At 56.4% G+C, this 18,445-nt stretch carries 17 protein-coding genes; 14 read left to right on the top strand and 3 right to left on the bottom strand.

The features are described from left to right. The first annotated feature begins 21 nt into the window (after nucleotides 1-21). The 3 genes from ADICEAN_RS05425 to ADICEAN_RS05435 are packed head-to-tail and all read left to right on the top strand — an operon-like array spanning nucleotide 22 to nucleotide 4,165. Nucleotides 22-1,077 (top strand): glycosyltransferase, encoded by a 1,056-nt coding sequence (locus ADICEAN_RS05425; RefSeq protein WP_009194535.1) that lies wholly within the window; start codon nucleotides 22-24, stop codon nucleotides 1,075-1,077. A 3-nt stretch (nucleotides 1,078-1,080) separates the two neighbouring features. Beyond that, entirely contained in the window at nucleotides 1,081-2,934 is a 1,854-nt protein-coding gene (gene asnB, locus ADICEAN_RS05430) for an asparagine synthase (glutamine-hydrolyzing) (RefSeq protein ID WP_009194536.1), read from the top strand. Then, nucleotides 2,921-4,165 carry a glycosyltransferase gene (locus tag ADICEAN_RS05435; RefSeq protein ID WP_009194537.1) on the top strand — a complete coding sequence of 415 codons (1,245 nt, stop codon included), beginning with the start codon at nucleotides 2,921-2,923 and terminating at the stop codon, nucleotides 4,163-4,165. The genes asnB and ADICEAN_RS05435 overlap by 14 nt, the downstream gene beginning before the upstream one ends. 19 nt (nucleotides 4,166-4,184) lie before the next feature. On the opposite strand, the gene ADICEAN_RS05440 is transcribed toward ADICEAN_RS05435, so the two are convergent. Both ADICEAN_RS05440 and ADICEAN_RS05445 read right to left on the bottom strand, forming a co-directional pair. Further along, nucleotides 4,185-5,063, bottom strand: a complete 879-nt coding sequence (locus ADICEAN_RS05440; protein WP_009194538.1) for an FkbM family methyltransferase — start codon at nucleotides 5,061-5,063, stop codon at nucleotides 4,185-4,187. A 24-nt stretch (nucleotides 5,064-5,087) separates the two neighbouring features. After that, nucleotides 5,088-6,182: a DegT/DnrJ/EryC1/StrS family aminotransferase gene (locus ADICEAN_RS05445; RefSeq protein ID WP_009194539.1), complete on the bottom strand. Its 1,095-nt coding sequence runs from the start codon at nucleotides 6,180-6,182 to the stop codon at nucleotides 5,088-5,090. A gap of 411 nt (nucleotides 6,183-6,593) precedes the next feature. Here ADICEAN_RS05445 and ADICEAN_RS05450 point away from each other — a divergent pair, with 411 nt between their 5' ends. The 7 genes from ADICEAN_RS05450 (at nucleotide 6,594) to ADICEAN_RS05480 (ending at nucleotide 14,729) form a co-directional block, all read left to right on the top strand. Further along, on the top strand, nucleotides 6,594-7,064 hold the full coding sequence (locus tag ADICEAN_RS05450) for an Lrp/AsnC family transcriptional regulator (protein WP_009194540.1): 471 nt from the start codon (nucleotides 6,594-6,596) through the stop codon (nucleotides 7,062-7,064). A gap of 139 nt (nucleotides 7,065-7,203) precedes the next feature. Further along, a complete protein-coding gene (locus ADICEAN_RS05455; RefSeq protein ID WP_009194541.1) occupies nucleotides 7,204-7,932 on the top strand; it encodes a glycosyltransferase family 2 protein in 729 nt (242 codons plus the stop codon). 31 nt (nucleotides 7,933-7,963) lie between these two features. Beyond that, complete coding sequence (locus ADICEAN_RS05460; RefSeq protein ID WP_051068798.1) at nucleotides 7,964-9,295, top strand: ArnT family glycosyltransferase; 1,332 nt, start codon at nucleotides 7,964-7,966, stop codon at nucleotides 9,293-9,295. 132 nt (nucleotides 9,296-9,427) lie between these two features. Beyond that, entirely contained in the window at nucleotides 9,428-9,922 is a 495-nt protein-coding gene (locus ADICEAN_RS05465; protein ID WP_009194543.1) for a phosphoribosyltransferase family protein, read from the top strand. A gap of 409 nt (nucleotides 9,923-10,331) precedes the next feature. Continuing rightward, the gene (locus ADICEAN_RS05470; RefSeq protein WP_009194545.1) at nucleotides 10,332-11,393 is read left to right on the top strand and encodes a sensor histidine kinase; all 1,062 of its coding nucleotides are present in this window, start codon (nucleotides 10,332-10,334) and stop codon (nucleotides 11,391-11,393) included. Nucleotides 11,394-11,487: 94 nt separating this feature from the next. Continuing rightward, nucleotides 11,488-12,306 carry a 3-methyl-2-oxobutanoate hydroxymethyltransferase gene (gene panB / locus ADICEAN_RS05475; protein WP_009194546.1) on the top strand — a complete coding sequence of 273 codons (819 nt, stop codon included), beginning with the start codon at nucleotides 11,488-11,490 and terminating at the stop codon, nucleotides 12,304-12,306. Between the two features lie 197 nt (nucleotides 12,307-12,503). Further along, complete coding sequence (locus tag ADICEAN_RS05480; RefSeq protein ID WP_009194547.1) at nucleotides 12,504-14,729, top strand: NADP-dependent isocitrate dehydrogenase; 2,226 nt, start codon at nucleotides 12,504-12,506, stop codon at nucleotides 14,727-14,729. Nucleotides 14,730-15,194: 465 nt separating this feature from the next. Here the strand turns inward: ADICEAN_RS05480 and ADICEAN_RS05485 are convergent, their stop codons facing one another. Continuing rightward, entirely contained in the window at nucleotides 15,195-15,569 is a 375-nt protein-coding gene (locus ADICEAN_RS05485) for an endonuclease domain-containing protein (RefSeq protein WP_009194550.1), read from the bottom strand. A gap of 657 nt (nucleotides 15,570-16,226) precedes the next feature. On the opposite strand from ADICEAN_RS05485, the gene ADICEAN_RS05490 reads away from it, so the two are divergent. From ADICEAN_RS05490 to ADICEAN_RS05505, 4 genes are all read left to right on the top strand, one after another. After that, nucleotides 16,227-16,694, top strand: a complete 468-nt coding sequence (locus ADICEAN_RS05490; protein WP_040396324.1) for a hypothetical protein — start codon at nucleotides 16,227-16,229, stop codon at nucleotides 16,692-16,694. Nucleotides 16,695-16,756: 62 nt separating this feature from the next. Continuing rightward, nucleotides 16,757-17,242: an NADH-quinone oxidoreductase subunit A gene (locus ADICEAN_RS05495; protein WP_040396326.1), complete on the top strand. Its 486-nt coding sequence runs from the start codon at nucleotides 16,757-16,759 to the stop codon at nucleotides 17,240-17,242. A gap of 99 nt (nucleotides 17,243-17,341) precedes the next feature. Then, nucleotides 17,342-17,872 carry an NADH-quinone oxidoreductase subunit NuoB gene (nuoB, locus tag ADICEAN_RS05500; RefSeq protein ID WP_009194553.1) on the top strand — a complete coding sequence of 177 codons (531 nt, stop codon included), beginning with the start codon at nucleotides 17,342-17,344 and terminating at the stop codon, nucleotides 17,870-17,872. After that, nucleotides 17,869-18,399, top strand: a complete 531-nt coding sequence (locus tag ADICEAN_RS05505) for an NADH-quinone oxidoreductase subunit C (protein ID WP_009194554.1) — start codon at nucleotides 17,869-17,871, stop codon at nucleotides 18,397-18,399. The genes nuoB and ADICEAN_RS05505 overlap by 4 nt, the downstream gene beginning before the upstream one ends. Nucleotides 18,400-18,445 lie beyond the last annotated feature (46 nt).

Here is an 18,445-nt window from a genome sequence, read left to right on the forward strand (position 1 = left end):
ACCCCCAGACCCCCTGCAGGCATGAGAATACTGTTTGTGATCGATACCCTTGCTATGGGGGGCGCCGAGCGGCTGGTGGTGGATACCGTGGCCGAGCTGAGCCGGCGCGGGCATCGCTGCCGCATTATTACGCTACAGCAGGAAGGAGTGCTGGTAGCGGAGGCCCGGCAATACTGTGCCGTAGACTGCCTCAACATTAGCGGGGCTGCCAGCCTGCTGAGTGCCCTGCCCCGCTACCGCCGGCTGGTGAAGCGCTTTGCCCCACAGGTGGTGCATGCGCACCTGATCAATTCCTCGCTCTTTTCTCGTTTAGGACGCAGCGGGGGCTACCGCCTGGTGAATACCTACCACAGCTTTCATTACTACAACGCGCACGAGTACTACTCCAAATGGCGCCATAAGCTGGACAGGGCCACCATCCACCAGCCCGATGTGCTGATCTCGGTTTCCCCCTCGGTCTACGACAATATGGTGAGCACCCTGGGCCGGACCAGGGGGCATGTAGTGCTGCACAATTTTGCTTCCCGCAAGTTTTGCTACAGCTATACGCCTAAGGAGGAGGGATGCCTGAAGCTGCTGAACGTCAGCAACCTGCGCCTGCCCAAGAACCACGGCTTTGTGATCAATTTTCTGCATGCCCGTCCGCAGCTGCCGGTGCAGGTAGAGGTGGCCGGCGAGGGGGCTGATCGCCCGCAGCTGGAGCGGATGATTGCCGAAAAGGGCCTGCGCTCCATCCGGCTGCTGGGCCTGCAGACGGTCGATTCCAATTTTCACAACCGCTACGATGCCTTTTTTATGTCGTCGCTGCACGAGGGCATGCCCGTGGCGCTGATCGAGGCCCTGAGCAGCGGCCTGCCGGCCATACTGCCCGACCTGCCCATGCTGCGGCAAACGGCCGGCGAGGCGGCCTATTATTACAGTACTGCCGACGAGCTGGAGGAGATCCTGAACAGGCTGTGCGGGAATAAGGAGCTGCTGCTCCAGAAATCGGCCCTGGCCCGCGAAGTGGCCAAACAGTATTCGCTTGACCGGCATGTGGATTGCCTGCTGAAGCTGTACGAGGAGGGGAGGGGGTAGCCTATGTGCGGACTGGTCGGATTTATCTCATTTGACAAGCGGGAGCAACTGCAGCAGCACCCGCCCGGGGCATTGGCCTGCATCCGCCACCGGGGCCCTGATGCCCGGGGCGAGTTTGCCGAAGGACCCGTCTGGCTGGGGCATGCGCGCCTGAGCATCCTGGACCCTACAGCGGCTGCTAACCAGCCCATGCAGTCGCGCTGCGGCCGCTGGGTGCTCATCTACAACGGGGAGCTTTACAATTTTAAGGAACTGGCCAGCCAGCTGGACGTACCGCTGCAGACCCAGTCCGATACCGAAGTGCTGCTGGAAGGCATTGCCCGCCGGGGAATGGACTTTGTGAAGCAGTGCCGGGGCATGTTTGCCTTTGCGCTCTACGACCGCCAGCAGCAGGTGCTGCACCTGTGCCGGGACCAGCTGGGCATTAAGCCCCTCTTTATTGCCCAAACGGGCAAAACACTGCTGTTTGCCTCGGAGCTGAAAGCCATTACGGGCATGGCCGCCGGGCTGATGGACCTGAGCCTGAACCTGGAATCGATCAAAAAATTTCTGCACCTGGGCTACATACCCCGCCCGGCCACTATTTATCGGGAAGTGGAGAAAATGGCACAGGGCAGCCTGCTGCAGTTTTCGGCGGCGGGCCTTCAGCGGCAAACCTACTGGCGGCTGGAAGATGTGGTGCGGGCAGAGGTGTCGGCCTCCTCCGAAGGGGAGGCGAAGCAGGCGCTAAAGGGTCTGCTGCAGTGCGCCATCGGCAGCCAGATGATCTCGGATGTGCCTTTTGGCAGCCTGCTGAGCGGAGGTATTGATTCCAGCCTGGTAACGGCCGTGGCCCAGTCGGTATCGGCCAGCCCGGTCAATACCTTTTCGGTAGGGCTTGAAAACAAACAGGCCGATGAAAGCCGGTATGCCGCGGAGATTGCCCGCACCCTGGGAACGCAGCACCATACGCTGATGGTGAGCCCCAAGGAGTGCCTGGACATTGTGGAAGAGCTGCTGGGCCTCTATGATGAGCCCTATGCCGACTCCTCGGCTTTTCCCACCTACCTGGTGGCGCGCTTTGCCTCCCGGCATGTGAAAATGGTGCTGGCCGGCGATGGGGGCGATGAGCTCTTTATGGGCTACGGCATGTATACCTGGGCCAGCCGCCTGGCGCACCCGGCCATTCGCCATACCAAAGCGCTCTGGCCCCCCTTGCTGAAGCGCATGAGCCCCACCTACCAGCGGGCGGCAACCTTATTTGAGCCGGTAGCGGCGCAGGATCTGCCGGCGCATATCTTTTCGCAGGAGCAGTACTTTTTTACAGCTGCCGAAATTGAGGCCCTGGTGGACCTGCCGGGCTCCTCGGCCCTGCCCTATACCAACGCACTGGCACGCAGCCTGAGCCCGGCCGAGCAGCAGGCCTTCTTCGATCTGCAGTATTACCTGCCCGACGACCTGCTGGTAAAGGTGGACCGGGCCTCCATGGCCAATTCGCTGGAGGTGCGGCCGCCGCTGCTGGACCTGCGGCTGCTGGAGTTTGCCGTAAACCTGCCCGAAGACCTGCGCAAGCGCGGGGGCACTACGAAGTACCTGCTGAAAGAGGTGCTGTATGACTATGTGCCCCGGCGCTTTTTTGACCGGCCCAAGCGGGGCTTTTCCATACCGCTGCAGCAGTGGCTCAAGGGGGAGCTGCGCTACCTGCTCAGCGATTACCTGAACCCGGAGGTGCTGAAGCGCTACCCCTTTATTGACAGCCAAAAAGTGCAGGCCTACCTGCAGGCCTACCTGGGCGGGAAAGACTACCTCTACAACCGCCTGTGGCTGCTGGTGGTGCTGGTGTACTGGCTCGAGAACCACAACCATGCAAAAACCTAAGGCTACCCTCTACATCAGCTACGATGGCATGACTGACCCCCTGGGCCAGTCACAGGTGCTGCCCTACCTCTTTGGGCTGGCTGGGGCAGGCTACAGCATCATACTTGTGAGTGCCGAAAAAGAAGAGAATTTCCGCCAGCACCAAGCCAGCATTGCCGCCCTGATCCGGGAAAAGGGAGGGGAAAGGCTGCAATGGGAGCCGCTGCGCTACCACAAACGCCCTCCCGTGCTCTCTACCCTCTGGGACATCGGGGCCATGTACCGGCAGGTGCAGCGCTTGCTGAAACGCTATGATGTGCAGTTGCTCCACTGCCGCAGCTACATCAGCGCGCTCATCGGTCTGCGAGTAAAACGCCGCTTTGGCATCCCCTTCCTGTTCGATATGCGGGGCTTCTGGGTGGAAGAGCGGGTAGAAGGAGGGCTGTGGAAGCTGGAGAACCCCCTCTACCGGCAGGTGTACCGTTTTTTCAAGCAGAAGGAGCGGGAGTTCTTTAAAGAAGCCGCCGCGGTGGTGTCCCTGACCGAGGCGGGTAAAGCGATCATCCGGGAAAATAGGTGGACGAGTGCCCCCATTGAAGTGATTCCCTGCTGTGCCGACCTGGATTTTTTTTCGTACGAACGGGTTTCGGAGACGGACAAAGCAGCGGCCAGGCAAACACTTGGGGTGCAGGCTGGGGACAGGATTGTCAGCTACCTGGGCAGCCTGGGTACCTGGTACATGCTGGACGAAATGCTGGACTTTTTTGCCGTGCTGCTGGCAGCACATCCCCGCTACACCTTCCTGTTTATCACCAAAGACGATCCCCGGCAGGTATACAGCGCTGCCCGCCAGAAGGGAATTGATCCTACGAAAATTAAAGTAGTAGCGGCAAGCCGCCAGGAGGTGCCGGTGCTGGCCTGCCTGAGTGATTTCTCGGTCTTTTTTATCCGGCCCAGTTTTTCCAAGCAGGCCTCCTCGCCCACCAAGCATGCCGAACTGCTGGGCCTGGGCATTCCCGTCTTCTGCAATGCCGGGGTAGGGGATACAGATGCCGTAACCAGGGCGGTGCATCCAGGCCTGCTGATTCCAGCACTGGATAGTGAGACCTTTTCACAGTCAATTGCCCGGCTGCCGGAAATTTTAGCCATGCCTAGAGAGTCTCTGCGACTGGTAGCGCAGGAGCAGTATTCTCTTACAGAGGGAGTAGAGAAGTATAAAACACTCTATCATGCTCTTCTGAAAAGAATATAAGGCTCTCGGAAGGATGCTATTATAGCAGCTTGAGCATACTGGCAGTAGCATGATCGCAACATAAAAAATTGTAGTAATCGCTTTTGCCGATTTGGTTCACCTGCCTGATGCCCTTGTTCTCATCGATATTGAAGTATAAATAAGGTAAGTCTTTTAGGAGGGTGTTTAGCTGATCAGCCACTTCTTCCGTCAGTACTTCGATGAGTAGGGTGGGCTGAAACTTCTGTAGATAATGCTCCATTCCCTTAAGAACCTCCGGTTCGTGGGTCTCCACGTCAACTTTGATCAGATCAATTGAATCCAATCCATTTTCCTCGATGAAGCTTGCCAGCTTGATGGTCCTGATCCTGGTTTCAATGGTGCTGGTAGTAGGGGCATTCAGGTTTTTATTGACGGTTACCGAGTACACGTGCTCACTGGGCAGGTCATAAATAATGGCTTCTCCGTCAGCATCAGAAACTGCTTTTTCTAGGCATAGGATGTCGTAACCGTTAAGGGTGTTGTTCGCAACCAGTTTTTCGTATACCCTTTTTACAGGCTCAAAGGCATATATGCGCGAATGTGGGTTCACAGTTTTGGCGATCAGGGCATAAATACCGGTGTTTGCGCCAATATCCAGAATAGTAGTAGCATTCTGGCAAAGTGCTACCCAAATCCCCAGCGATTCCTTCTCCCACCCCCCTTGTATGCCGCTCCAAAAGAGCTCATTTTCGATCTGGTAGCCGTAGTGGCGCATCAGGAAAGAATGGTCTTTATCAATAGGCACCTTAAATACTCCCTGAAAATGTAGGTGCTGATATAGCGAAGGATGAGGTTTCCAGAATTTTCGGATGATATGAAATAACTGTTTTTTGAAGGGGAGCTGGCGGTATATGCTTCGAAGTATGGGCTTGATCATGGCACTGGGCAAGGGGAGCTCCCTTTAGGTAAGAAATTCTATGATGGTTTCGGCAATATAAACAATCTCCTGTTTAGTTAGCTCCGGGTACAGCGGCAGCGATAGAAGATCCTGCTGATAGCCCGCCGCCACTGGATACTCTTCGGGTGTGTGCCTCAAGTGAGCATAGGCAGGCAGCAGCGGCAGGAGGGAGGGGTAGTGCAGGGCTGTGCCGATCCCTTTGCTTTCAAGATAGGCCTTAAGGGCATCTCGCTGCCGGCTGCGCACCACATAAAGATGATAGGTATGGGTGCATCCCTCCCGCACAGGCGGCAGCTGCAGGCCGCTACCGGCCAACAGCTCGCTATAGCGCTGGCTGAGGCGGATGCGGGATTCGGTCCAGCGTGGGAGGTGCGGGAGCTTGGTCAGCAAAATGGCGGCCTGCAGCGTATCCATGCGGCTGTTAATGCCCTCTATCTGGTGCGTCTTTACTCCCCCCATATTGGCAAACAGCCGGCACTTTTCAGCCAGCGCCGCATCATTGGTGAGAATGCAGCCGGCATCACCCAGAGCCCCCAGGTTTTTGGTAGGATAGAAGCTGAAAGCGGCCGCATGGCCCATGGTGCCGCACAGCTGGCCCTTGTAGCGGCTCAGGTGGGCCTGCGCACAGTCTTCCAGCACCAGCAGCTGGTGGCGGCGGGCAATCTCCAGAATCGGGTCCATATCGGCCGGCTGGCCGTAGAGGTGTACGGGGATAAGGGCCCGGGTGCGAGGGGTGATAAGGGCTTCCAGCCGGGCGGGATCAAGCGTATAATAGCCAGGCTCGCAATCGGCAAAGACAGGGGTGGCGCCGCACTGGCTGATGCAGGAGGCCGAGGAGATCCAGCTCAGGGCCGGGGTGATCACCTCATCGCCCGGGCCAATGCCCAGCATCTTCAGGCTGATGTAAAGCGCATCGGTACCATTGGCTACCGGAATGCAGTGACGTACCCCATGCAGGCGCGCAAAGGCCTCGCTGAATTCCTCCAGCCACCTGCCCCCGATAAACTGCCCCCCTTCCAGCACTTGCCGGATTGCGCGGTCGATCTCAGCCTGGATGCTAAGGTACTGGGCGTGCAGGTCGACAAAAGGAATATGCATACGGAAGCATTAAGCGAGCCAGAACAAAAAATCATTAACCCCCACGGCAAAACTCCACATGCTGCAGGGGTGCCGGAGCAATATACTAGCCCCAACACAGTTTCTATAAAGAATCTACCCAAAATAAAACAGCATACCCCTGACTTTCCCAGCACCCCAAGCCCCAAAGGGGCGGCATACCCCCAGCATAGGGTGCAGCCCTATGCTACAATCCCTATGCTACCTTCCAATGCTACCAGCTAATGATAAACTGATTCTGGCGGCCAGCTCCCCCTCTCTGCAGGAGAGGGGGCTGGGGGGTGAGGTCCCCAAACCATCTTCTGTTATCCTGGAATTAACAAAATTAAAACAAAATATTCTTTAGCAGATTACCGAAATAACACTAATTTTGCCCCGTTAACACCCAAACCTATGAACTATAAGCTCGACCAGATCGACCGCAAGATCCTGGAGATACTACAAAATAACGCTAAGATCACCAATGCCCAGCTCTCCAAGGAGGTAGGCCTGTCGCCGGCCCCCACCCTGGAGCGGGTAAAAAAGCTGGAGCAAACCGGCATTATCCAAAGCTACCATGCCAAGCTGGACCCCGCCAAAATAGGCCTGGGCGTGTCTACCTTTGTGCATGTGGGCCTGAAGGGGCACAACAAGGAGAACATCGAAATCTTTTTGAACGCCATCCGCGAGATCGACGAGATCATTGAGTGTCACCACGTTACGGGCACCGGCGACTTTGTGCTGCGGGTGATTGCCAAGGACATCACCTCCTACCAGCGCCTGATGCTGGAAAAGGTAAGCGAGATCTCCGTAGTGGACAACCTGCAGTCGATGGTGATCCTCTCTACCTTTAAAGAAAAGAAAAGCATGCCGCTGCCTCTCTAAGGCAGTGCGGACGCAGTGCGAAATTTGCTCCTGGAGTCTTTGCTTTACGGCAAAGACTTTTTTTATTTTAGCTTCCCGAATCTGCGCACAGGGCTGGCTGCCGAAGGCCAGGCCTTTATCCCTCTCTACGGACACCTGCATGAGCCCGATCCAGAAACTCTCCATCATAATGCCTGCCTACAATGAAGGGCAAAGCATACACCTGATCCTGGAGAAAATAAAAGGGGTGCAGCTGCAGGCGGGGATTAATAAAGAAGTGATCATTGTAAACGACGCCTCTACGGATAATACGGAAGCGGCCGTGCTGCAGTATAGGGAGGCAAACCCGGAGCTGAACATTCTGTATATATGCCAGCCGGAAAACAGGGGGAAAGGGGCTGCCCTGCATGCGGGAATCGCCCGGGCAACAGGCGAATACCTGATCATTCAGGATGCCGACCTGGAATATGACCCGCAGGAGTACAACGACCTGCTGCAGCCGGTGCTGAAGGGAATGGCGGATGTGGTCTATGGCTCCCGTTTTATGGGAAGTAACCCGCACCGCATCCTGTTCTTCTGGCATACACTGGGCAATAACTTTCTTACCTTTATCTCCAACATGTTCACCAACCTGAACCTGACGGACATGGAAACCTGCTACAAGCTGTTCCGCACCGAGCTGATCCAGGGCCTGGTGCTGCGGGAAAAACGCTTTGGTTTTGAGCCGGAGGTTACGGCAAAGATGGCCCGCATTCCGGGCATCCGGATTTACGAAGTAGGCATTTCCTATTACGGCAGAACCTATGCAGAAGGGAAAAAGATTGGCTGGCAGGATGGGGTGCGCGCCCTCTACTGCATCCTGAAATATGGGCTGCTGAGAATTAAATAACAACAGAAGCTAATAACCGCCCTACATGCACATGAGCAGAAAATGGTTTCCCAACACCCCTCTGGGCGCTTTTACTCCTTTTTTGCTGCTCTACCTGTGCCTGGTGCTCTACCTGCATACCGATACCATGTATGGGGATGAGGCCAGGTATTGGGAGTTTGCCCAGAATTTACTGCAGGGCTTCTATTCACCGCCGGCACCCGATATCAACCTGTGGAATGGTCCAGGCTATCCGCTGTTTCTGCTCCCCTTTGCGGTGCTGGGGCTTCCCCTGCTGGCTATTACCCTGGCCAATGCGGTTCTCTACTGGGCATCGGTACTGCTACTCTACCATAGCCTGTTAGGGTATGTGTCCCGGCGGACTGCCCTGCTGCTTTCGCTCTTCTGGGCAGGCTACTATATTGCCTTTCAGGAACTGCCCAGCCTGCTGTCGGAGCCGCTTACGCTGTTTTTGGTAACGGCCATTGCCTATTGCTGGTCCAGGGCCTTTCGGGAGGCGAGTACCCGGTGGATGGTGGTGGCCGGGCTGCTGCTGGGCTGGCTCACCCTCACCAAGATCATCTTCGGCTATGTGGTGCTGGTGTTGCTGGCTGGTAGTGTGCTCTATGCAGGCATCAGCAGGACAGCCAATGCCCGGCGCCTCGCCTACTGCTTTGGCGTAGCTTTTCTGCTGTGTGTACCCTACCTGCTTTATACCTATTCGCTTACGGGCCGGGTCTTGTACTGGGGGAACTCCGGGGGGATGAGCCTGTACTGGATGAGCACACCGGTAGAGGGGGAGTACGGCGACTGGAACAACGAGACTTTTACCGCCAACTGTGGCCTGCCCAACATGCCCTGCAGCGCCCCCTTACTGGCAGTTCACCACCAGGCAGACATAGCGTATGTTTCTCAATTTGTAGGGGTGGCCAAGGATGATGCCTATAAAAGGATTGCAATCGACAACATCAAAGCGCATCCCGTAAAGTATGTGCGCAACTGGCTGGCCAATATCGGCAGGCTGCTGTTTGGCATTCCGGCCAGCTACTTCTATCAGCGGGAAGCCACACTGGCGCGCATTCTCCCCAATGGGGTGCTGCTAACCTTCATGCTTATTGCGGCCGTACCCACCATCCGTAGCTGGCGACGGGTGGCGCTGGAGATTCGGATACTGGTCCTGCTTTTGCTGCTCTACCTGGGGGCAAGCTCTCTGCTAAGTGCCTATCCCCGCCAGTTCTATGTGGTAGTGCCCATGCTGCTGCTTTGGATTGGCTATGTGCTGGAGCGCAGCTTGCGGATAAGCCTGCAGATTGGGAGTGCTGGGGAAGCTGGCTGTGCCAAACCGCCGGCAACAGGAAAAGAATGCAACCTTACGTTTCTATAAATACTTTATTTAATTTGCCGGCAGGGAGTTTGAATTCGTATGAACCCCATTCCTGGCGCGCAAGGGATGTTCTTTTGCTGACAGGATAGGTATCACTTCGTATGCATTAACCTCCACACTCAACATCATCCTATGGCCCCCATCCTCACCCAAGACCAGATCCGGCAGAAAGTACGGCGCATTGCCTTTGAGATCTACGAGAATAATTTTGACGAGCAGGAGCTCTGGCTGGTGGGTATCCAGGGGCAGGGCTGGCGCCTGGCCCAGATGCTGCAGGAGGTGCTGCAGGAGATCAGCCCCCTGAAGGTGAGCCTTATCCGTCTGGAGCTCAACAAGCAGGCCCCCCTCCAAACCGATATCGTGCTGCATGGCGCCCCCGACTCGCTGCAGGACAAAACCATTATCCTCACCGACGATGTGCTGAATACCGGCCGCACGCTGGCCTACAGCCTCAAGCCCTTTCTGCACCAGCGCATCCGCCGCCTGGAGATTGCCGTGCTGGTAAACCGCAGCCATACCACCTTTCCGGTGCAGGCCAAGTACACCGGCTACCAGCTGGCCACCACCCTCTCGGAGCATATTGATGTGCAGCTGGAAACGAGCCAGATGGCGGTGTTTCTGCGCTAATGTCGCCGGATAGTGCCTACCAATTTCCCCTTGCCGATGAGCTGTTTGTCTCAGCCACTGCACTGCATTTCTTAAAGCAGTACTTTAAGGAGTAGGGGCTAACTGCTTGTTTGGCAAAATTTTGTTTTTATATTTGAGCAGTAACCGGGCCTTTTGGGACCGGTGCCTGATAGACTGCAGCTAAATATTACATTGCAATATCCTGAGGTTTTTTTATGCTGAAGGAGCCGCAGAATTGCCGTACTTTTAGCTGTTTGTGTGCAGGCACGCCTGCGCCCCGCCCGCCTGTCCTGCCTGCCCGCTACTGCAAAGCAGCCGGGAGGCGGGGGGGCGGCCGGCAAACAGGCAGACCCTAAGGCGTAACGTAACCGGCCCCGGCCGGTATTCCTACCGATAAACGGAGCAACCAATGGCTGATCATGTGTTGATGCAGAGTGAAGACAAATACCGCAACCTCTTTGAGAATTCACTGGTTGCCATGCTGCGGGCCGATATCCGCAGCGGAGCGATCCTGGAAGCAAACGCCAGGGTCCGGGAACTGCTTGGCCTGGAAGAAGAGCAGCAGGCCGTGCTGTCGGATTTCTTCATCAACCCCGAGCAGCGGGAAGAAGCCCTGCAGCTGCTGCGCAACCGGCAACTGGTCGAGAACCAGGAGCTGGAGGTGCGCACCGGCGATGGCCGCCTGCTCTGGATCTCCTTCTCGGCCTGCTACTACCCCCAGGAGGGCATGCTGGAGTGTGTGCTCAAGGACATTACCCAAACCAAGCAAACCCTGCTGGAGCTGCAAAAGGTAAACTTTGAGCTGGATAACTTCGTCTACCACGCCTCCCACGACCTGCGCTCCCCCTTGCGCTCCATTCTGGGCCTGATCAACATTCTGCGCATTGAAGATAATGAAAAGGCCAGGGCCAATTGTGTGGACATGATCGAGGGCAGCATCAAGCGGCTGGACAACCTGGTGCAGGACCTGCTGAGCATGAGCCGCAACAACCGGGTAAATGATGCACAGGCCAATGTGAGCCTGATGAACGAGATCAACTATTCCTTTGCTAATTTCTACCACGTAGCCGATACCAAAAACCTCAACATCGTAACCCAGGTATACCAGCCGGTGGCCTTTATTTCCGACATTACCCGGGTGCGCATCATCCTCAACAACCTCATCTCCAACGCCATCAAGTACCGCAGCTACGAGCGCGACTGTTCCTTTATTCACATCGATGCCCGGGTAAGCCCACAGGAGGCCATTTTTACCATTGAAGACAATGGCGAGGGCATTCCCGAAACCAAGCTGCCCCATGTGTTTGACATGTTTGTGCGCGCCTCGGAAAGCAGCGACGGCTCCGGCCTGGGCCTCTACATTGTCAAGAATGTGCTGGAGAAGCTGCACGGCACCATTGAGCTGGAATCCCAGGAAAATGTGGGCACCAAATTCACGGTACGCCTGCCCAACGGCCTGCACCTGCTCTAGTTCCCCTTCCCCCCGGGCTGTATCATTCGCGCCGGATCGTTTGGATTTGCCAAACCGTCCGGCTTTATTTGTGTAGCTACTTGATAGACCTTACATGTCCGTACACAAGTCAACCATCCGCAAGGTAACCACGCACCAGCTGCAGGAAATGAAAAGCCGGGGCGAGAAGATCTCCATGCTCACCGCCTACGATTATTCCATGGCCCGCATTCTGGATGCTGCCGGCATTGATGTGCTGCTGGTGGGCGATTCGGCCTCCAATGTGATGGCCGGCAACGAAACCACCCTGCCCATAACGCTGGACCATATGATCTGGCATGCCAGCAGCGTGGTAAAGGCGGTGCAGCGGGCGCTGGTGGTGGTGGATATCCCCTTTGGCAGCTACCAGGCCAACAGCACCGAAGCGCTCAAGTCGGCCATCCGCATCATGAAGGAAAGCGGCGCCCATGCCGTAAAGGTAGAGGGGGGGCGGGAGATTCAGGAATCGGTGATCCGCATCCTGAGCGCCGGCGTGCCGGTGATGGGCCATCTGGGCCTTACGCCGCAGTCCATCTATAAGTTTGGCACCTACAGCGTACGGGCCAAGGAGCAGGCCGAGGCCGAGCGCCTCATTGAAGATGCCATTATGCTGGAGGAGTGCGGCTGCTTTGCCCTGGTGCTGGAGAAAATTCCGGCGGCCCTGGCCGAGTCGGTCGCCCAGAAGATCAAAATACCGGTGATTGGCATAGGGGCAGGGGGGCAGGTAGACGGACAGGTGCTGGTGGTGCACGACATGCTGGGCATCACCCAGGATTTCAAGCCCCGCTTTCTGCGGCAGTACGCCGATCTGAACAGCATCATCACCGATGCCGTAAGCCGCTACATTGCCGATGTGAAGGCCCGGGAGTTTCCCAATGAGAGGGAGAGTTATTAGGAGAAATAAAAACATCCTTAACCACCCCGCGGCTGCGGTGTCCGGAGGGCGGGGTGGTTAAAACTACTCTACTCTTATTGTTGGTGTTTTCACCAACAATTTTGCCCCCTCCCTGTAGAAGTTCTTACTCACCAAAAGGAAGAGGTACGGAACTGCAGGCAGACCTAAAACCTAAAACCAAAAACTTTTTCAAATAGATGACAAACGCATCCAAGATCATTTACACCATAACCGATGAGGCGCCGGCACTGGCGACCTACTCGCTACTGCCCATCATCCAGGCCTTTGCCAAACCGGCCGGCATTGCGGTAGAAACCCGGGATATTTCCCTGGCGGGCCGCATCCTGGCCGCTTTTCCGGAACGGCTCTCGGCCGGGCAGCAGCAGGCAGATGACCTGGCCTACCTGGGCGAGCTGGCCAAAACCCCCCAGGCCAACATCATCAAGCTGCCCAACATCAGCGCTTCCATTCCCCAGCTGACGGCTGCCATCAAAGAACTGCAGGGCCAGGGCTACCCCATTCCCGACTATCCGGCTGATCCGCAGAACGAGGAGCAGAAGGACATAAAAGCCCGCTATGCCAAAGTGCTGGGCAGTGCCGTAAACCCGGTGCTGCGGGAGGGCAACTCCGACCGGCGGGTAGCAGCCCCCGTGAAGGAATATGCCAAAAAGAACCCCCATAAAATGGGTAAGTGGAGCCCGGATTCCAAATCGCACGTGGCGCACATGCAGGAGGGCGACTTCTACGGAAGCGAAAAATCGGTGGTGGTAGAGCAGGCCGGCAATGTGAAGATCGAGTTTGTTGGCGCCGACGGCAGTACCAAAACGCTGAAAGAAAAGACCAGCCTGACCGCAGGCGAGGTGATCGATGCCGCCGTGATGCGCCGCAAAGCCCTGCGCGCCTTTCTGGAAAAGGAGATTGCCGATGCCAAAGCCCAGGGGGTGCTGCTCTCCCTGCACCTGAAGGCCACCATGATGAAGGTTTCCGACCCCATTATGTTTGGCCATGCCGTAACGGTATTCTTCAAGGAGGTATTTGAAAAGCATGCGGCCCTGCTAAAAGAAGCAGGCGTAGACCCCAACAATGGCCTGGGCGACCTCTATGCCAAAATAAAGAGCCTTCCCCAGGAGCAGCAGGCGCAGATCGAAGCCGATATTCAGGCTGTGTATAAGAACCGCCCCGAGCTGGCCATGGTGAACTCCGACAAGGGCATTACCAACCTGCACGTACCCAGCGATGTGATCATTGATGCCTCCATGCCGGCCGCCATCCGCGACTCGGGCAAGATGTGGGGTCCCGATGGCAAGCTGCACGATACCAAAGCCATTATTCCCGACCGCAGCTATGCGGGCATTTACCAGGAGGTGATCCAGTTTCACAAGGAGCACGGCGCCTTTGATGTAACCACCATGGGCACCGTGCCCAACATAGGCCTGATGGCCCAGAAGGCGGAAGAATACGGCTCGCACGACAAAACCTTTGAGATGAGTGCCGCCGGCACCGTACGGGTGGTGGATGCCTCCGGCAAGGTGCTGCTGGAGCAGGCCGTAGAGGAGGGGGATATCTTCCGCATGTGCCAGACCAAAGACCTGCCCATACAGGACTGGGTAAAGCTGGCCGTAACCCGCGCCCGCATTACCAACACCCCGGCCATTTTCTGGCTGGATGAGAACCGGGCCCACGATGCCAACCTCATTAAAAAGGTAGAGCGCTACCTGCAGGACCACAATACCGAGGGGCTGGAGATCCGGATCATGTCGCCGGTAAAGGCCATGCGCTACACCTGCGAGCGGGCCCGGGCCGGCAAGGACACCATTTCCGTAACCGGTAATGTGCTGCGGGATTACCTCACCGACCTGTTTCCCATCCTGGAGCTGGGCACCAGTGCCAAAATGCTCTCCATTGTGCCCCTGCTGGATGGCGGCGGCTTGTTTGAGACGGGGGCCGGCGGCTCGGCGCCCAAGCATGTGCAGCAGTTTGTAGAAGAGAACTACCTGCGCTGGGATTCCCTGGGCGAGTTTCTGGCCCTGGCCGTTTCACTGGAAGACATGGCCCAGAAGACCGGCAACGAGAAGGCCCAGGTGCTGGCCGAAGCCCTGGATGCGGCCAATGGCAAATTCCTGGAAAACGACAAATCGCCTGCCCGCAAGGTAGGGGAGATCGACAACCGCGGCAGCCACTTCTACCTGGCGCTCTACTGGGCACAGGCGCTGGCCGCTCAGAGCAAGAACAGGGAGCTGCAGGAGAAATTCTCCGGCCTGGCCAAAGCGCTAACGGAAAATGAAGGCAGGATCGTAGAGGAGCTGATTGCCGTACAAGGCCAGCCGGTCGACATTGGCGGCTACTACCACCCCAATGCCGAAAAGACTGAAAAAGCCATGCGCCCCAGCCAAACGCTGAACCGCCTGCTGGCAAGTGTGTAAGCTGTAGCTTTATAAGAGTAAGAAGCCACCTGGAATGCAGTTTTCAGGTGGTTTTTTTTGTTCCGATGTTTCTGAGGAATTGAAGTGGAATGTTGAACAAGCAAGGGGAAGAGGGTTGAATTTTTCAATAGTCTTTGACAGTAATGGACTCGCCGCAGCATCAGATCCGCCGCAACACCCACCCCCAGCCCCTCCGAGGAGGGGATTATCGTACCCTTACTAACCACAACTGGTTCGCCTGAACAGAACGGGATATATAGACAATCTTTTCTGATATCATAAATCGGCACTATGCCAAACGAAATCCCCTCCTCGGAGGGGTTGGGGGTGGGTGTTGCGGCGGATCTGATGCTGCGATGGTTGCTTTGCTACGTTGAGGTGGAAATTCCCGTGGAGATATAGAAAACGGCATCACTTCTTAAAGTCCGTTACTGAGTATCTACTATAACCTCCTCTATATCCTACTCATCTATTCTCTAAAATCCACCCCTCAATCGCCCGCAGCACATTTTGCATATCCCGCTTCACCTCCAGATCGTGAAAACGCAAAAAACGGACTCCATAGCTTTCTAATTTCTGCTGCCTGCTCCCATCGGCCCGAAGGACTTCTACATGGTCATGGCTGCTGCCGTCTATTTCAATGGCCAACCGCAGTTCTTTACAGTAAAAGTCAACAATGTAGGAGTCCAGCGGCTTTTGCCGGTCAAAGTCAAAACCGAGCATTTTCTTCTGCTTGAGCTCGTTCCAGAGCAGCACCTCCGATAAGGTCATGTTCTTGCGCAGGGAATGGGCAAGGGCTTTTAACCTGGGATCGTAGGGGATGATTTCTCGTCTGGCCATAGCACGGGGACTTGCTATACGTAGCGGCTTTTTGGGGCATTGGGTTGCGGTGGGATTGGGAAAATTGCCCTCTTTATTGAAAACAAATCAAATTAAAGGCAACTCTTTTCTACTGTAGCGGCGGCCCCCCAGCAGAGACGTACCCCACCACAGCGGCGGACCCACCCCTACGCCCCTCCCAGGAGGGGATTTCGTTTGGCATAGACCCAGTTCATGATACCAGAAAGTATTGTCCATTTTATTGCTTTGATCAGGTGAACCAGTAGTGGTGGGTAAGGGTACGATAATCCCCTCCTCGGAGGGGCGTAGGGGTGGGTCCTGCGGTGGGTCAGCCCCTGCGGTTAGTATGTCGTTGTTGGGGGCATTCCCTACGTTGGGACTGAAACTACTCTATAGTAATAATAGCAATTGTTAAGAACAGCAACGACAAGCTTATGGCCAAAGGAGTAGCGCTTTTAAGAATAAGCTGATATCTTGAGGGCCATGATCAGAGCGATACTAGTTATATGCCCCCTTATAGTCCTAATTGCCTGTGGGGGAAGCGATCCCTCCACCGAAGGGGCTGCTCCTGTGCTGGAGAGAACCACTGGCACTGACACCACGGAAATCCTACAGCCAAGCCCAGTAGCACCCCCTCAAACCAAACAGGATACCCTCATGCTCGAGGGCATGGCCGAGCCGGTGGAGCTGCGGCTGTACCAGGCACCGGAGGGCTGGCCGCTGCAGGTGCATACCTATCTGCCACCCGGCATTGAGGCGGATGCCGTCAGCTCGGGCGAAGGAGAGGCTATCCGCTTCCGGATGGGGGAGGCGCTGCTTTCCTTCGTGCTGCTGCCCGAGGCGGTAAAGCGCTCAGCCGCGCAGGCCCGTGCCCGCAGCCTGTTTGGCAAAACCAATGTGCAGTCCTGCCGCAGCAGCTACCCCTGGCAGTGGGAGTGCCTCTATGCAGCCAATGCTAAAGGCAGGGTAACGCGGGTGCTGATCGGCGAGCAGCAGGGCCGGCAGTTTTACTTTCTGCTGGACTATCCGGCCGAGTATGGTGATGGCTTCGGACCCCGCGCGGCTATGATCCTGCGGGAGTGGAGGTTTAACAAGCCGGCGGCACCGCAGCAAAGCCCTCAATAATTTCTATCTTTGTTTAAAACCAGAGAATCTTGCTTACACCTGCCATATCAAGCTTTGGAGAAATGCTGCTCTACCTGATCGGAGGGCTGGTGTTTGTGCTGGGTGCGCTGGCAACGGCCTGGCTGATCCGCCCCGCCCGGCCTAATGTGGAGAAGCTGAGTACCTACGAATCGGGCGAGGAACCCTCGGGCAGCGCCTGGGGACAGTTCAATGTGCGTTTCTACATCATTGCGCTGGTATTTATTCTCTTTGATGTGGAGCTGGTCTTTTTGTTTCCCTGGGCCACTGTGTTTGGCCGCAGGGAGCTGATTGCCGAATCGGGCGGGCTCTGGGGCTGGTTTGCCCTGGCCGAGATGGCGCTTTTTGTAGGCATACTGGCGCTGGGGCTGGCCTGGGCCTGGGCCCGGGGACTGCTGGAATGGGTGAGGCCTGCTCCGGAAGTAAGACAAATAGAATCGCCGGTGCCGGAAAAGCTGTATCAGAAGGTCAACGCGCAGGTGGCCTCTTTCTCTAGTACGTCGCCTAAAGAAAAACGAAGCGTGGTTTAAAAAAGAGGGTTCCGATAAGTGCTACAGTACCTTAGCAACCAAAACCCCTTTTCTACACGTAAGTCTCCTATCTCACTACTCACTACCAACTACTACGCAATGGGCTTACTCGATCAACAGTTCAATCAGGGAGGCATACTCATCAGCCGGGTAGATGAGCTGGTCAACTGGGCCCGGCTCAGCAGCCTCTGGCCCATGGGCTTTGGCATTGCCTGCTGCGCCATCGAGATGATGGGCGCCTATGCGTCTCAGTATGACCTGGACCGCATTGGGGTGTTTCCCCGTCCCAGCCCGCGCCAGAGCGATGTGATGATTGTAGCCGGTACGGTTACCTTTAAAATGGCCGACCGCCTGCGCCGCCTCTACGAGCAGATGCCCGAGCCCCGCTATGTGATCTCCATGGGCAGCTGCTCCAACTGCGGTGGTCCCTACTGGCAATGGGGCTACCATGTGGTGAAGGGGGTAGACCGCATTGTGCCGGTAGATGTGTACGTGCCAGGCTGTCCACCCCGCCCGGAATCGCTCATTGGGGGCATCCTGAAGCTGCAGGAAAAAATTCGCCGGGAAAGCCTGATGACGCCCGTAGCGCTCGAGCGCCTCATTGCCAAAAAGAAAGGACAACCCGCATGAGCACAACGTCCGCTCCTATAGACCAGCTCCATGCCCGCCTGCTGGAGCGCTTTGGCCCCGAAGTGATCCTGGGCACCGACCTTAGCTGCAGCCCTGCGGCCCTGCTGGTAGCGCCGGCGGCCATTGAAGGGGTATGCCGGCAGTTGTATGAAGATGAGCAAAGCTACTTTGACCTGCTCAGCTGCATTACCGGCCTGGATGGTGGACCGGAAGCGGGTACCCTGGAGGTGATCTACAGCCTGTATTCCATCCCCTACCATACCCACCTGAGCCTGAAGGTGGTGCTGCCCCGCAATGGAGAAGGGGAGCCCCTGCCCGAGCTGGCCAGCGTAAGCAGCATCTGGCAAACGGCCAACTGGCATGAGCGGGAAGTTTTTGACCTGCTGGGCATTCGCTTTAGCGGCCACCCCGACCTGCGCCGCATTTTACTGCCGGCCGACTGGCAGGGACACCCCCTGCGAAAGGATTACAAAGAGCAGGAGTACTACCACGGCATCTGGGTACGCTATGAAAATGAACGTCTCTGAGAAATCTGTAGGATGTAAGGAAGTCGGGAGAAAATAGACTTTCCGG

It is taken from the genome of Cesiribacter andamanensis AMV16, assembly GCF_000348925.1.
Classification (GTDB): Bacteria; Bacteroidota; Bacteroidia; order Cytophagales; family Cyclobacteriaceae; genus Cesiribacter; species Cesiribacter andamanensis.

Bases quoted from the DNA above. Each gene is read 5' to 3' on its own strand.
- ADICEAN_RS05425 (WP_009194535.1), top strand. From the start codon at position 22: ATGAGAATACTGTTTGTGATCGATACCCTTGCTATGGGGGGCGCCGAG.
- asnB (WP_009194536.1), top strand. From the start codon at position 1,081: ATGTGCGGACTGGTCGGATTTATCTCATTTGACAAGCGGGAGCAACTG.
- ADICEAN_RS05435 (WP_009194537.1), top strand. From the start codon at position 2,921: ATGCAAAAACCTAAGGCTACCCTCTACATCAGCTACGATGGCATGACT.
- ADICEAN_RS05440 (WP_009194538.1), bottom strand. From the start codon at position 5,063: ATGATCAAGCCCATACTTCGAAGCATATACCGCCAGCTCCCCTTCAAA.
- ADICEAN_RS05445 (WP_009194539.1), bottom strand. From the start codon at position 6,182: ATGCATATTCCTTTTGTCGACCTGCACGCCCAGTACCTTAGCATCCAG.
- ADICEAN_RS05450 (WP_009194540.1), top strand. From the start codon at position 6,594: ATGAACTATAAGCTCGACCAGATCGACCGCAAGATCCTGGAGATACTA.
- ADICEAN_RS05455 (WP_009194541.1), top strand. From the start codon at position 7,204: ATGAGCCCGATCCAGAAACTCTCCATCATAATGCCTGCCTACAATGAA.
- ADICEAN_RS05460 (WP_051068798.1), top strand. From the start codon at position 7,964: ATGAGCAGAAAATGGTTTCCCAACACCCCTCTGGGCGCTTTTACTCCT.
- ADICEAN_RS05465 (WP_009194543.1), top strand. From the start codon at position 9,428: ATGGCCCCCATCCTCACCCAAGACCAGATCCGGCAGAAAGTACGGCGC.
- ADICEAN_RS05470 (WP_009194545.1), top strand. From the start codon at position 10,332: ATGGCTGATCATGTGTTGATGCAGAGTGAAGACAAATACCGCAACCTC.
- panB (WP_009194546.1), top strand. From the start codon at position 11,488: ATGTCCGTACACAAGTCAACCATCCGCAAGGTAACCACGCACCAGCTG.
- ADICEAN_RS05480 (WP_009194547.1), top strand. From the start codon at position 12,504: ATGACAAACGCATCCAAGATCATTTACACCATAACCGATGAGGCGCCG.
- ADICEAN_RS05485 (WP_009194550.1), bottom strand. From the start codon at position 15,569: ATGGCCAGACGAGAAATCATCCCCTACGATCCCAGGTTAAAAGCCCTT.
- ADICEAN_RS05490 (WP_040396324.1), top strand. From the start codon at position 16,227: ATGCTCGAGGGCATGGCCGAGCCGGTGGAGCTGCGGCTGTACCAGGCA.
- ADICEAN_RS05495 (WP_040396326.1), top strand. From the start codon at position 16,757: ATGCTGCTCTACCTGATCGGAGGGCTGGTGTTTGTGCTGGGTGCGCTG.
- nuoB (WP_009194553.1), top strand. From the start codon at position 17,342: ATGGGCTTACTCGATCAACAGTTCAATCAGGGAGGCATACTCATCAGC.
- ADICEAN_RS05505 (WP_009194554.1), top strand. From the start codon at position 17,869: ATGAGCACAACGTCCGCTCCTATAGACCAGCTCCATGCCCGCCTGCTG.